The 12,729-nt window shown below is 45.7% G+C and carries 11 protein-coding genes; 3 read left to right on the forward strand and 8 right to left on the reverse strand.

Annotation, left to right across the window (positions count from 1 at the left end; all coding sequences use genetic code 11):
- Position 1: 1 nt before the first annotated feature.
- From DWX23_RS07910 to DWX23_RS07930, 5 genes are all read right to left on the reverse strand, one after another.
- Positions 2–703, reverse strand: coding sequence for a DUF5020 family protein (locus DWX23_RS07910; RefSeq protein ID WP_122374074.1), 702 nt, complete (start codon positions 701–703; stop codon positions 2–4).
- An 82-nt stretch (positions 704–785) separates the two neighbouring features.
- Positions 786–1,733: a calcium/sodium antiporter gene (locus DWX23_RS07915; protein WP_122374175.1), complete on the reverse strand. Its 948-nt coding sequence runs from the start codon at positions 1,731–1,733 to the stop codon at positions 786–788.
- A 202-nt stretch (positions 1,734–1,935) separates the two neighbouring features.
- A complete protein-coding gene (locus DWX23_RS07920; RefSeq protein ID WP_122374075.1) occupies positions 1,936–2,142 on the reverse strand; it encodes a hypothetical protein in 207 nt (68 codons plus the stop codon).
- Between the two features lie 39 nt (positions 2,143–2,181).
- Entirely contained in the window at positions 2,182–2,394 is a 213-nt protein-coding gene (locus DWX23_RS07925) for a hypothetical protein (protein WP_122374076.1), read from the reverse strand.
- A gap of 148 nt (positions 2,395–2,542) precedes the next feature.
- On the reverse strand, positions 2,543–2,941 hold the full coding sequence (locus DWX23_RS07930; RefSeq protein ID WP_122374077.1) for a hypothetical protein: 399 nt from the start codon (positions 2,939–2,941) through the stop codon (positions 2,543–2,545).
- An 88-nt stretch (positions 2,942–3,029) separates the two neighbouring features.
- Here DWX23_RS07930 and DWX23_RS07935 point away from each other — a divergent pair, with 88 nt between their 5' ends.
- On the forward strand, positions 3,030–3,926 hold the full coding sequence (locus tag DWX23_RS07935) for a 1,4-dihydroxy-2-naphthoate polyprenyltransferase (RefSeq protein ID WP_122374078.1): 897 nt from the start codon (positions 3,030–3,032) through the stop codon (positions 3,924–3,926).
- Between the two features lie 3 nt (positions 3,927–3,929).
- On the opposite strand, the gene DWX23_RS07940 is transcribed toward DWX23_RS07935, so the two are convergent.
- Entirely contained in the window at positions 3,930–5,600 is a 1,671-nt protein-coding gene (locus DWX23_RS07940) for a putative transporter (RefSeq protein WP_122352983.1), read from the reverse strand.
- 54 nt (positions 5,601–5,654) lie between these two features.
- Positions 5,655–6,962, reverse strand: a complete 1,308-nt coding sequence (locus DWX23_RS07945; RefSeq protein WP_122374079.1) for a S41 family peptidase — start codon at positions 6,960–6,962, stop codon at positions 5,655–5,657.
- Positions 6,963–7,071: 109 nt separating this feature from the next.
- Between DWX23_RS07945 and DWX23_RS07950 the strand changes: the two genes are divergently transcribed.
- Both DWX23_RS07950 and DWX23_RS07955 read left to right on the forward strand, forming a co-directional pair.
- A complete protein-coding gene (locus DWX23_RS07950; RefSeq protein ID WP_122374080.1) occupies positions 7,072–8,322 on the forward strand; it encodes an exonuclease SbcCD subunit D in 1,251 nt (416 codons plus the stop codon).
- Positions 8,319–11,291: an AAA family ATPase gene (locus tag DWX23_RS07955; protein ID WP_122374081.1), complete on the forward strand. Its 2,973-nt coding sequence runs from the start codon at positions 8,319–8,321 to the stop codon at positions 11,289–11,291. The genes DWX23_RS07950 and DWX23_RS07955 overlap by 4 nt, the downstream gene beginning before the upstream one ends.
- A 76-nt stretch (positions 11,292–11,367) precedes the next feature.
- Here DWX23_RS07955 and DWX23_RS07960 read toward each other — a convergent pair whose 3' ends face one another.
- Positions 11,368–12,585 (reverse strand): DUF4925 domain-containing protein, encoded by a 1,218-nt coding sequence (locus DWX23_RS07960; RefSeq protein ID WP_122374082.1) that lies wholly within the window; start codon positions 12,583–12,585, stop codon positions 11,368–11,370.
- Positions 12,586–12,729 lie beyond the last annotated feature (144 nt).

Genomic DNA, 12,729 nt, shown 5'->3' on the forward strand with positions numbered 1-12,729 from the left:
TTTAATCGAATGTCCATTTTACAGCGAGTGTCGGAATGGTATAGAAGCCGTTCCGTCCTCCGAAATTATGGCTTAACTCGACTTCGCTACCAACACTCAACTTAAATTTATCATCTATCCCTTTTATCTTGTTGAGGTTTACCCATATCTGAGGCTCAGACAGGAAGATAAAGTTTCCGTGATCGTTCTTTTCCCGCCACCAATCGGCAAAGCCGCTGAAAGTGCACAATCCGTTCTTCGCAAAATGAAGATACCAGGTCGTTGTCAACTGGAAGTTGTTGGGTGTTTTATGTTTCTGGATATATTTGTACATAGCAGTGAAGGTGATCCCCCTGCTGAAATCCTTACTGTTGTAAGTATAAGTCGCACCACCCAGATAGGCGTTATTATAGGAGGCTCCCTTCATCAAACCGCCATTATACTCTAAATGGACAGAGAAAGGCGGTTTCCAGAAACTCAGTTCGCGGGCAATCTCCCAGTAAGCTGAAGCTACTCCGCTGCTTTTATAATCCATATCCACGAAGAAGTAAGTACTTCCCCATTTATCCGGTTTGAACATTTCCACCGTGGAGGTCAATGCCGGACGTCCGTCCAGATCCTTGTCATAGAGGGCTCCTCCAAAATCATAATGTAACTGAATGTTTTGTGCTTTCCCACAGAAAACAGCAAGCAATAAAATCGTCAGGGTAAAAAACTTTCTCATGCTGATCGTTTAAAATAATATGTATGGAAGCCACAAAGGTATAAAAAAAGCAAGACCTTCAAAGAGTCCTGCTTTTACATTATCAGATCAGATCCCTGAGCAACCAGGCCAGGTAACATAAATACATTACTATCAGTGCCCATCCTTCGGTTCGGGATATTTTTTGTCCGCTTTTTGCCAGTGGGAGCAGGAGTAGGGACAGTCCCAGCATGACCAGCAAATCGATGTAATTCACGTTTTTCGCTACAATGGGATTGACCACCGAACTGGTACCTGCGATCGCCAGGATATTGAATAAGTTGGAACCTACGATATTTCCGATCGCAATATCCGGGTTCTTCTTGAGTGCTGAGACAACCGATGTGGCCAGTTCCGGCAAGCTTGTGCCCGCAGCGACGATTGTCAGTCCGATCACAGCTTCGCTGACACCTAACTCCTGAGCGATTGAAACGGCATTATCGACGAGTAGGTTGGAGGCAAATATCAGGATGACCAGTCCACCTGCGATATACAGGAGATCTTTATGCCAGGGTTCAGGTTGTTTTTCCAGTTCCCCGGCTTGTTCTTCTATTTTCTTTTCATGTTTTCGTGAGTAATACAGGCTGAATACAGTATAGATGATGATACCTACCAGGAACAGGCAACCTTCCAGCCTGTTGAGAGTCCCGTTCCAAAAGAGGAGGGTGAAAACAACAGTTGCGGCGATCAGGATAGGAATGTCCAGACGGGTGAGTTGGCGTTTGGCTTGTAAGGGATGGATGGCGGCAGAAATACCGAGAATGACGGCAATGTTGAAAATGTTGGAACCGATAATATTACCGACTGCTATATCTCCCTGTCCGGACAAGGAGGCATTCAGACTGACTACCAATTCCGGAGCACTGGTCCCGAATGCAACGATCGTAAGTCCGATCACCAGATTGGATATTCTGGCTTTCAGCGCTAATTCCGTACTCCCTTTTACCAACCAGCCTGCTCCGATATAAAGAGCAAACAATGAAAGAATTAATAATGTAACGCTTGTTATCATGGCTGCAAATTTACTAATCTTTTTATTACAATGTCCGGCTTCCTGTTGTCCGATAATCAAAGATTACCGTAACCAAGTAAACAGCAAGTTATTTTTTAGGCAGAAAAACGTACCTTGGATAACCCCGGAATCGCTTCGGAGTAACAGCAGGAAGCAACTAGACATTTTAGTTAGGGTTGTTAGGAATATTCGTATTAGTGATTTAATATTCGTATTCTTCCTTCGGCTCTTTGGCAGCTTGTCTTAATTGTATGGCACGAAGTACGACCATACTGACTGTCAATAACCCTAGTGCTCCCATTGTTACATCTTTAACAATTGCATTTTCAAAATCGGTTGTACCGATCAAAACCAATATGATAAACGATACCATCATGACGGCGTCTACCAAATCTTTATTTATCTTCATTTTATAAACTTTTTAAAGGTTACTTTTGTTCAATCGAACTTATTCTTTTTCTTCAATAGCTGTTTCTTCGGTAGAACCGGAGTTGCTCAATCCTTTCATGATACCGAACAATCCGTATCCCAGAGCGCACATTACAACCAATAACTTCAGATAGTCATTAGGAATGATGGAACTACAAGCTAATACGCAACCGATAATTGTGATAATAACTGACAGATAAATACGTGTTTTATTTGATTTTTTTGTAGACATAATATTATAATTTTTAAATGAATAAATAATGCTTGTTTTACTGCAGCAAGTAATGAACCGGCATACAGCAAGAGAACGGACCATGGATCCGCCAGATAGCATGTATAGCGAAACCACCATACATGAAGACATAGTTATCCTTTAAAAATTAAATAATGAGTTTCCGCAGGGCAAACACATGTTGCGCCGTACGGCAGAGAAGGGTGGACAGATTTATAGTTTGACATTCCGATACATTCTCCAACACTTTTCGTTGTGCATTCATTTCTTTCAGGCGAATGTCCTGAAGTACTTTTTCCGCTATTTTCAGCGTGCGTAAATGAAATGTATTATTTGTCAGTTGAACGGTTCTGCGTGCAGTCAGGCCTTTACTTTCTTTGAGGTCTGTGCTCAAGACAGTGAGGTAATATTGTACATCGGCAGAACTTTTTTCTTTCATGACTGCCTCTTTTTTAGACACGGCAATATCGTTGCTTCCAGTCTCCTCTTGTGGAGAGAAAAGCAAGATGCCGAAAAGCAGAGTCAGTATGAACAGAAAATTTTTCATGCTGCAAAGATATACGAATTCTTAATAAAATAACAAATCATTGTAGTTTTTGTTTATACTTTTGCCTGTTAATTATGAATGAGAGAAGATGAAAGAGAAGAAGAGCCTTTTGAAATCATGGGTGGAAGCAGCCCGGCCGAAAACACTGCCTGCATCGTTAAGTCCGGTGTTATTAGCTTGTGTTTTAGCCTGGTGTGAAGGAGTATTCCGGTTAGTACCGGCTTTTTTATGTTTTGGTGTGGCTTTGTTGGCACAGATAGCCAGTAATTTTGCAAACGATTACTTCGATTTTAAGAAGGGAGCGGATAAGGAAGATCGTCTGGGACCTGAACGTGCGGTAGCCCAGGGATGGATCACTCCGAAAGCGATGCTGAAGGCTACCTTTATAACATTGGGGTTGTCTTGCTTATGCGGCTGCATGCTTTTATTTTATGCCGGTTGGGAACTGATCCCTGTCGGGATTGCTATCGCTATTTGCGTGTTAGCCTATTCTGCAGGACCTTTTCCTTTGGCGTATAACGGGCTGGGAGATGTTTGTGTGGTCTTATTTTACGGGGTTATTCCGGTGTGCTTTACTTATTACGTGCAGGCATTATCGTTCTCTTTGTTATCGTTCCTTTTATCATTATCGGTCGGATTACTATCCACAAATATTCTGATTGTGAATAATTACCGTGACTATGCCCAGGATAAGGCAGCCCGGAAACGGACTACGATCGTCTTGTTTGGGCGTGGCTTCGGTCGGATATTCTATCTGTTGAATGGGGTGGTCGCTCTTATGCTCGCAATGCCGCTCCTGTTTGATGCCCCGTGGTGGATATTATTTCTGTTCGCTGCCTTTTTCGCCCTTTTCTATGCGACCTGGCGTGAACTCTACCGTTTTGAAGGGCGTGAGCTCAACAAAACATTGGGACATACGGCGCGGAATGTTTTCATCTTTACTCTTCTGCTATCGGTATTGTTGATCCGGACCTGTTTGGTATAAGCTTTACATAAATAGCATAATGATCAACTGAGCCGATATCACTCGGATGAACATGGAAAGGGGATAGACAGTCGCATAGGCCACCGAAGGCTCATCGCCTTCGACCGTTGTGTTGGCATAGGTTAGTGCCATCGGATTTGCCATGCTGCCGCAGAGCATTCCTACGTTATGGGCATAATCGAGTTTAAGGAACTGGGAAGCGATGAAACCGACTATCAGAACAGGTACGATTGTCAGCAGGAACCCCAGACCTACCCAAAGCAGCCCCTCTGCCCGGAATACCGTCTCAAAGAAGTGGGCACCCGAGTCTATACCCAGCCCTGCCAGATAGATTACGATACCTAGCTGGCGCAGCATCAGATTGGCACTCATCGTCGTATAGGTGGTCAGATGGAAACGCGGACCGAAGGCTCCCATCAGGATGCCGACAATGATCGGACCACCGGCAATACCCAGTTTGATCGGTGTATTCATGCCCGGCAGCATAATTGGCAAAGAACCTAACAGGACTCCCAGCGAGATACCGATAAATACGGCTAACAGATTCGGATTATCCAGGCGTTTGATCTCATCGCCGAGGATTTTACCGACATTGTTTATCGCATTTTTTTCTCCGACGATCGTCAGGCGGTCGCCTATCTGTAAATGAAGGGCAGAGTCTGCAACCAGGTCGATACCGGCACGGTTTACGCGGGTAATATTGATTCCATACAGGTTACGCAGGCGGAGTGATCCGAGTTTTACCCCGTTCACGCGGTTACGGGTGACGACGATACGGCGGGAAATCAGTTGCGAGTCGATTGCATTCCAGTCGATATCTTCCTTGTTCCAGTCGACGTTCTCCTGTTCCCCGAAAAGAACTTTGATCGTTTCTACGTCCGATTTATGGGAGATGATAAGCAAATGGTCGTCTTCACGAAGTATGGTGTCGGAAGTGGGAATACTGACTTTCCCGTTATGCCATACACGGGAGATAACAAAATGTTTCTCTGTCAGTTTCATGATATCCTTGATACTTTTATCGTAGATAGCAGGGTTACTGATATGGAATTCTGTGATGTTGGGTTTCGTGTTGTGTTTCTCCTTATCGTCCGGCAGATTCTTGTTGGCGAACACTTTTCTTAACAGGATGATCGCCATTATAACGCCAACGACTCCTAACGGATAAGCCACGGCACAAGCCAGTGCCATGTCTGTCACTTCCTTGCTGTCCGCCGGGTTTACTTGTAACAGGGCTTGTTGTGCGGCTCCCAGTGCGGGTGTGTTGGTGACAGCTCCACAGAGTAATCCGACCATGTTGGGAAGCGAAACGCCTGTAGTCCAGTGCAGGACAAGTGTCAGTATCAATCCGAGCAGTACCACGCCTAGCCCCATCATGTTCATGGCGACACCACCTTTTTTCAGAGACGAGAAAAAACCCGGACCGACCTGCAATCCGAGGGAATAGACAAACAGGATCAGACCGAAGCTCTGTGCAAAGTTCAGCATATCCTTATTGACTACAATCCCGAAATGTCCGGCCAAAATCCCGGCGAAGAAAACAAAAGTGATACCCAGTGAGATACCGAATATCTTCTGTCTTCCCAGAAATAACCCCACCGCCGAAACCAGTGAGATCACTATAACAGCCTGCAACATCGTCGGCTCAAAAAAAGCTTCCTGCAACCAATCCATACCAGTGTTATTTGTTGAAGGTACAAAGATAGGGCTTTTTAAGTTAGCTTTCGCTTATAATGAATCTTTTAAAACCTCGAGGGCCTTTTCTATGACTACATCTTTGTTTTTCAGAAACATATCGGTATTCTCTTTTACTTCGATATCAGGGACGATACCGATTCCAATAAATTCGCGGCCATCCACATCCCATTCGTTTTTGGTACAGATGCTGCATCCTAAACCAAATCCGAGGTCTATAAATATCGGATTTCCGGTGCTTCCACCTGTCGGAGTTCCAATTATTTTACCCCGGTTAAGTCCTCGGTATGTGACACAAAAGTTTTCTGCCGAAGAAAATGTCGTGGCATTTACCAACAATGCGATCGGTTTTTTGTAAATGGGCTTGTCTTTAACAGGCTCCATCGGATCCGGACTTTCCGTAAACCACTCCTGAGGATAGTCCCATGAACCATGGGCTGCAATATACATCCGGCTACTCCAACGGCCCAACCGCACAGGTTTGTCATCGAAATGCCGGATTATATAGTCAGCATGGTCTGAATTACCACCTCCATTGTCACGGATATCGATAATAAGGGCATTGGTCTTTAAAATTTCTTCGTATATCTTATCAAATTCATCCCTATGAAAGTCTTCTGTTAAAAAGCTTTTGACGGATAGTAATCCGATATTACCTTCAAGCACTTTATATTCGAATACGGACGAGTCGGCAGGGATATCCCAGGGTATATTGCGATCGCTTTCTATTGTGAATGTTCTGCCTTCAGGGGTACGCAGCAACATGCGTGAAACCTTGGTCCCTTTTGCGTTAGTCAGCTCGTATCCTCTGAACGGAGCGTGGTCAGACCATTGTGGAGTGGAGGAGGCAAGGTATGGAGTGATATGTTTATCTGCATATTCCAGTACGTTCTCGCCATCGATCTCCAATATTTCGCAACCATAGGATACGCCTTGTTTTTTGAATTCTGAGTTATGGACGGAGGTGACAAAGACCTGGTTGCCGACACGTTTGGTTGTTATTGGAAAAGGACGGAGCCATTCTTTGGAATTTTTCGACCACTTTGTCTGGTAGATAAACGTATGCCCGTCATGGAGTTGTGCGCATAATTGTTTCAGCCCGTTTATAAAGTCCTCGTCTGATTGAGTAGCGGTAAGTGAAGGTAAGCTGGTTATACACAGGCTGTCCCAGTTGTATGTGAGATTGTTGTAGTGGACGAAATTGTATTTTACTTCGGTACAGAAGCGGGAAACGATGAAAGCTTTTTGGGTGGCATCGAGTTCGTTCTTTTCACTCTGACCGCAGGCCGGGACGATGCAGAGTATTGTACCGAACAGTAATGATGTGATTGTTTTTTTCATAAATATATCTTGTTATGCGTACTTTAAATTACTTAGTTACAAATATAAGGTTTATTTAGAAAAAGTAATATCTTTGATATTCATTTGATGAAAATAAGATAAACAAACGATGTCTTTAAAGATCATACATACTGCCGACTGGCATCTCGGGCAGACCTTTTTCGGTTACGACCGGGAGGAGGAACACGATGCTTTTCTGAACTGGCTGGTCGATACCTTGGCGCAGCATCAGACTGATGTACTGTTGATTGCCGGAGATGTATTCGATGTCGCTAATCCGTCTGCCGCGGCCCAGCGGCGTTTCTTTCATTTCCTGAAAGAGGCGAACCGGCGTAATCCGCACCTGCAAATTGTGGTTGTTGCCGGAAACCATGATTCGGCGGCCCGGTTAGAATCTCCTGTCCCTTTGCTGGAAGAGTTGAATACTTCTATCGTCGGAATTATCCGGCGCACGGAAACCGGAGAGATTGATTTTGACTCCCTGCTGATACCTTTGTATAATAAGGAAAAGAAGCGTGAAGCCTGGTGCCTGGCTGTCCCTTATCTCCGGCAGGGTGATTATCCGGCTTCGGAAGAGACACACGATACCTATATCGCCGGTATAAACCGTATGTACCGGCAACTGTATGATTATGCCGATGGAAAGCGGCAACCGGGCGAAGCCTTGGTCGCTATGGGGCACCTGCATGCAACCGGAGCCGAACTGTCGGAAGACGACCGGAGTGAACGTATCATTATGGGAGGCTTGGAATCTGTATCTTCCGATACATTCGACGAGGGATTGGCTTATACTGCTCTCGGACATATTCATAAGGCACAGCGTATAGGTGGCCGGGAGAACCTGCGTTATTCCGGTAGTCCGTTACCGATGTCTTTTTCGGAGACAAATTATCGTCATCAGGTTGTTGCCGTTACAATCGATAACGGATGCTTGTCGGCGGTCGAACCGGTGCCTGTGCCCTTGCTTGTCGACTTGCACCGGATTCCGGAACATCCCGCATCCCCGGAAGAAGTAATTGCCCGGCTGGCAGAATTGCCTGTTGCCGAAGAGGAAGATTCCGATAATCCGAGTCGTTGGCCATACGTCGAAGTACGGGTGTTACTGACCGAACCCGACCCGGGATTTCGTCATAGGGTAGAGGAGACGCTTGCCGGTAAGGCGGTTCGTCTGACTTCTATCGTTCCTTCTTACCCGAAACGGGAGGGGGAAGATACGGTCCGTCCGTTGTCTTACGGCGACCTGCAACGGATTGCCCCGCTGGATATGCTGAGACATGCTTTTACCAGTAAATATGGCGGGGAGTTGCCGGAGGATATCGAATCATTGTTCAACGATGTAATGCGGGAGGTCTCTCTATGAAAGTATTAGCGATAAGGGGCCGTAACCTGGCCTCGCTGGAAGGAGAATTTGAAGTCGATTTTACTGTCGAACCTTTGTTGTCTGCCGGGATCTTTGCTATCTCGGGACCGACGGGAGCTGGAAAATCTACCATATTGGATGCCATGTGCCTCGCTTTGTTTGCCCGTACGCCACGTACGGATCAGGCAAAAGAGAACAATGTGAAACTACGGGATGTGAATGAGGAAGTACTTCCGCAAAGCGACCCCCGCTTTTTGTTGCGGAGAGGGACGGCTTCCGGTTATGCCGAAGTCGATTTCCTGGCGTTGAACGGACATCGTTACCGTTCGCGCTGGTCGGTTGGACGTGCCCGTGACAAAGAGAACGGACGTTTGCAAAGTCCCCGTGTTGCCTTATATAATATAGATCAGGAAAAGGAGGAGCAGGGGACCCGCTCGGAATTACAATCGCGTGTGGTTGAACTGATCGGCTTGACGTTTGAACAGTTTACCCGCTCTGTCCTGTTGGCACAGAATGATTTTTCTACTTTCCTGAAAGCGGAACAGGGGGAAAAGGCCTCATTGCTCGAAAAGCTGACTGGTACCGAACTTTATTCTTCGGTCTCCCGTCTGATCTTTGAAAAGAATGCTGTCGCCAAAGAGGCTTATGATAAGATACAAGCCCGTATCCAGGGCATCGAGTTGCTGACGGAAGAAGCGGAACAGGAGTTGCAAACACGCCTGAAAGAATCAGAAGCAGCCTTGTCGGATTTGGAGAAGTCGAAAGCTGAACAACAGGCGTTACAAGAAGGGGTTAAAGCCACCGGGCAACAGATCGCTACCCGTCAGATACAACAAAAGGAGGCTGCCGGTAAACTGCTCCGGGCAACGGAACTTTTGAATACTGCCCGTAAAGAATATGAACAAGGTATTCAGGATGAACAGCGTTCGGATGCTGACTTCAAAGCTTTGCAGCAGGAGTTGCAACAGGCTCGCAGGTTGGATGTCCGGTTAGATGAAGCTATCCGTTCCGTCAAAGATACGGAGACTCGTCTTCGGGATGCGCTTCAACGGAAAAAGGAAGGTGAGGATAAATTGAAAGCCGCCCGGACCAGACAGGAGCATAGCATGGCAGAGATCAACCGTTTGACCGACTGGCGGAAACGATATGAGCGTAAAGAGAGTATCGCGGAACAACTTTCTGCTTTATTACTGCATCTGGATACAGCTTCTGGCGCACGGCAAACCATTGAGAAATCGACAAAGACGATAGAGAGCATTAAACAAACGGCCTCCCGCCTGGTTGTCCAGTTGGAGACAGTTCAGAGGACAGCCGGAAATAAGCAGGTAGCTCTCCGGAAAACGGAGGAAGCTATCGGCAAACAGGAACAAGAACTGAAATCGCAGGATATGGAGATCCTCGATAAACAGATAGAGTCGGTTCGTGTGGAGCGCGAAAATCTGTTGATCGAACAGGCACGGCAAACGGCCAGCGGCGATATCATGGAGTTGCGGAAAAAACTGCAGGAAGGTAGTCCCTGTCCGGTATGTGGAAGCCTGCATCATCCTGCTGTGACACATGCTGCCGTATCTGAAATGCCGAAGTTGATCGCTGCTTTGACTTTGCAACTTCAGCAGTTGACGGCTCGTAAAGCGGCTTATGGAGCAGGTGAAAAGCAGCTGAATCAATTACGTCAGCAGCTTTTGCAACTCCATAAGGAACTGACCGAGGCTGAACAATCCCGTACGGATATTCTGGGACGACAGAAACTGGCTGAAACCCAGATCACCCGCGAAGAGTCCATCTGTGCGGAGAGCAAGGAAACACTCAATAAATCCCTCTCTGCCGCAAACCGGCTTTTCGGGAATGATGAATGGCAGAAAGCATGGTTACAGGACCCGGATTCTTTCCGGGAAACATTAACGACTTTTGCTCGCGGGTGGCATGAAAATACGGAGAAGTTACAGCAACTGCAACGGGAGCAAAGCGCTCAGAAAGCCGAGTGCGAATCGTATGCTTCTTTTCTTCCTTCATTGATCAGGGAGACGGAGGAGGCTACCTTGCGCCATGAGAAAAACCGAACGGAGTTGTCCGCACTACAGGCGGAACGTTCAAAACTCTTGTCCGGTAAACCTGCCGATCAGGTTGAACAGGAGTATAACCTTCGTAAAGAAGAATTAAAAGAACGTTTGAAACGTCTGCAAACCGTCCAGACTGAACAATCGGGCATTGCCGATCAGTTGAAAGGAATTTCCGACCAGATCGCCCGTGATCTTGAAAAAGCATCGGAGGATTTGTTGCTTCGTCAGAAAGCGTTGTCCGATTGGTCCGAATCCTGGAATGAGAAACACGGAGGGGAGTCCCTGGATGCTTTATTGGCTCGTGTCACCCAGGAGAAAAATGAGTATGCTTTCCGTCTCCGCTCCAATGCAGAGAACAAACAAAAAATAGCCAGTCAGCAAAAGGAACTGGAGGCATGCCGTGTACAGAGTGAACGTTGGGCGAAACTGAATGACCTGGCGGGTTCTGCGGATGGAGCCAAGTTCCGCCGTATTGCGCAGGGTTATACACTGGATGTCTTGCTTAATTATGCCAATGTCCAGTTACGTGACCTGAGCCGTCGGTATCGTTTGGAGAGGGTACCCGAAACGTTGGCCTTGCAGGTGATCGACCGTGATATGTGCGATGAAATACGTACGGTACATAGTCTGTCAGGCGGGGAGTCATTTCTGGTTTCGCTGGCGCTGGCATTGGGGTTATCTTCTTTATCTTCAAACCGGATGAAGGTAGAAAGTCTCTTTATCGATGAAGGTTTCGGATCTTTGGATGCCGATACGTTACGTATTGCTATGGATGCATTGGAAAGCCTGCGTACCCAGGGTCGTAAAATCGGTGTGATTTCACATGTGCAGGAGATGACGGAGCGTATTCCGGTACAGATCCGCGTGAATCGGGCAGGGAATGGAAGGAGTTATCTGGAAGTCGTATAGAAAGATTGAGGTAATAAAACAAAAGGATGTGGTATGCGCCACATCCTTTTGTTTTATTTAGATAAGATAAATTCTTTTACTGTAGATCAAGACCTAGATCGAACGTCTCCGTAGCATCCCAATTGCTGCTGATCGCAGTTAACAACATACCTGCCATAGCGGCTTCTGCCGGAATGACGCCTGCTGCACTCAGCATATTCCATAGGTTCTGCAAATCAGAAGATCCGCTACGCATTTTCATAATTGGGGTTAATGTTGCTTTATCGAGATAAATATAAGTATGACCATTCGCTGTTTTTACATTCATAGGAATCCCGTTAATAGTCCAATTCTGTAATAAAGCAATGGTTTCATCACTCACCGGAATCTCGCTAACACCAAGTAAACCAGCCAATATCTGTTTTAATTGAGCGGGTTCGCTTGTTAATACAGAGTTGATGATGGCAGACATGCCTTCTGCGTTGCTTCCCATTACTTGTCCTATGATGTTTCCTAGATCAAGCTTTGTATAGAATTTGCCATCTTTATGATACCAGTAGGCCAGGTGTTTAGGAGCTTCTTCCCAACCGGAAGTAGGGAAAAGTGCTTCTGCTATTTCTTTTTCAGGAGACTGGAAAATCCAGTTCGTTTCGAATTGAACCCCTTTCCCTTTTACATATTCGGCTGTGATTGTTCCGTCTGCACCTAAAGTAACAGAATTTAATACCTGTGGAAGTAATACGCCGAACAATCCTCTGAACATGGCTCCGTAAGAAGTACCGTAATCGGAAGAAGAAGTCACGCAAACATAGTTTACATAACCTGCACCGGATAGAACGGCGCTAGGATTTGTATGTCCGTTATATTCAAGTTCTCCTGTGGTATAGTCCGCCAGATTATATTTTTTTGCCCATCCATTCGGATCATTCATAACCACAGTCAGTTTCAACGTCATAACCTCATCTTTTACAGAGCCGGTATATTCGACGTTTGCATTGGTTGTAGTCGCTGTCCCGGAGAATTCGCCTTTGGTAACAGCTATATTAGAGATTGTCGTTTCGTTTTCACCCGGGATTACATTCTTTAGTAAAAGACTGCCGTTTGTTCCGTTTGTTGCTGAAAATTTCACTTCTTTTCCTGTCAGAGTCGTTTCACCGTATGAGAATGTCAGCTTTTCTCCGTTGTAATCGCCGACTACCTGTTCCCAGCTATTATCTACTTCTTCTTCTTTCTTCTCATCATCGTCATCGCTACATGCTGTAAATAAACTGATAGAACAAATCAGTGTAAGTAGATACAGTAATTTTTTGCTCATAATAAATTCGTTTAATTAATTATAAAATAAAGTTCATCAAAAACATGACAAATTAACAGCTTTCTTTATTATCTGGCAATGGCTATTTTGAAGAATGAGTGTTCCAAATTTAAGATTTAAGAAATAGTGCTTGTCCTACGGTTT

Origin of the sequence: Parabacteroides sp. AF18-52, assembly GCF_003479145.1 — a bacterium.
GTDB classification, from domain to species: domain Bacteria; phylum Bacteroidota; class Bacteroidia; order Bacteroidales; family Tannerellaceae; genus Parabacteroides; species Parabacteroides faecis.

Coding starts and splice junctions, on each gene's coding strand:
- DWX23_RS07910 (WP_122374074.1), bottom strand. CDS start 703: ATGAGAAAGTTTTTTACCCTGACGATTTTATTGCTTGCTGTTTTCTGT.
- DWX23_RS07915 (WP_122374175.1), bottom strand. CDS start 1,733: ATGATAACAAGCGTTACATTATTAATTCTTTCATTGTTTGCTCTTTAT.
- DWX23_RS07920 (WP_122374075.1), bottom strand. CDS start 2,142: ATGAAGATAAATAAAGATTTGGTAGACGCCGTCATGATGGTATCGTTT.
- DWX23_RS07925 (WP_122374076.1), bottom strand. CDS start 2,394: ATGTCTACAAAAAAATCAAATAAAACACGTATTTATCTGTCAGTTATT.
- DWX23_RS07930 (WP_122374077.1), bottom strand. CDS start 2,941: ATGAAAAATTTTCTGTTCATACTGACTCTGCTTTTCGGCATCTTGCTT.
- DWX23_RS07935 (WP_122374078.1), top strand. CDS start 3,030: ATGAAAGAGAAGAAGAGCCTTTTGAAATCATGGGTGGAAGCAGCCCGG.
- DWX23_RS07940 (WP_122352983.1), bottom strand. CDS start 5,600: ATGGATTGGTTGCAGGAAGCTTTTTTTGAGCCGACGATGTTGCAGGCT.
- DWX23_RS07945 (WP_122374079.1), bottom strand. CDS start 6,962: ATGAAAAAAACAATCACATCATTACTGTTCGGTACAATACTCTGCATC.
- DWX23_RS07950 (WP_122374080.1), top strand. CDS start 7,072: ATGTCTTTAAAGATCATACATACTGCCGACTGGCATCTCGGGCAGACC.
- DWX23_RS07955 (WP_122374081.1), top strand. CDS start 8,319: ATGAAAGTATTAGCGATAAGGGGCCGTAACCTGGCCTCGCTGGAAGGA.
- DWX23_RS07960 (WP_122374082.1), bottom strand. CDS start 12,585: ATGAGCAAAAAATTACTGTATCTACTTACACTGATTTGTTCTATCAGT.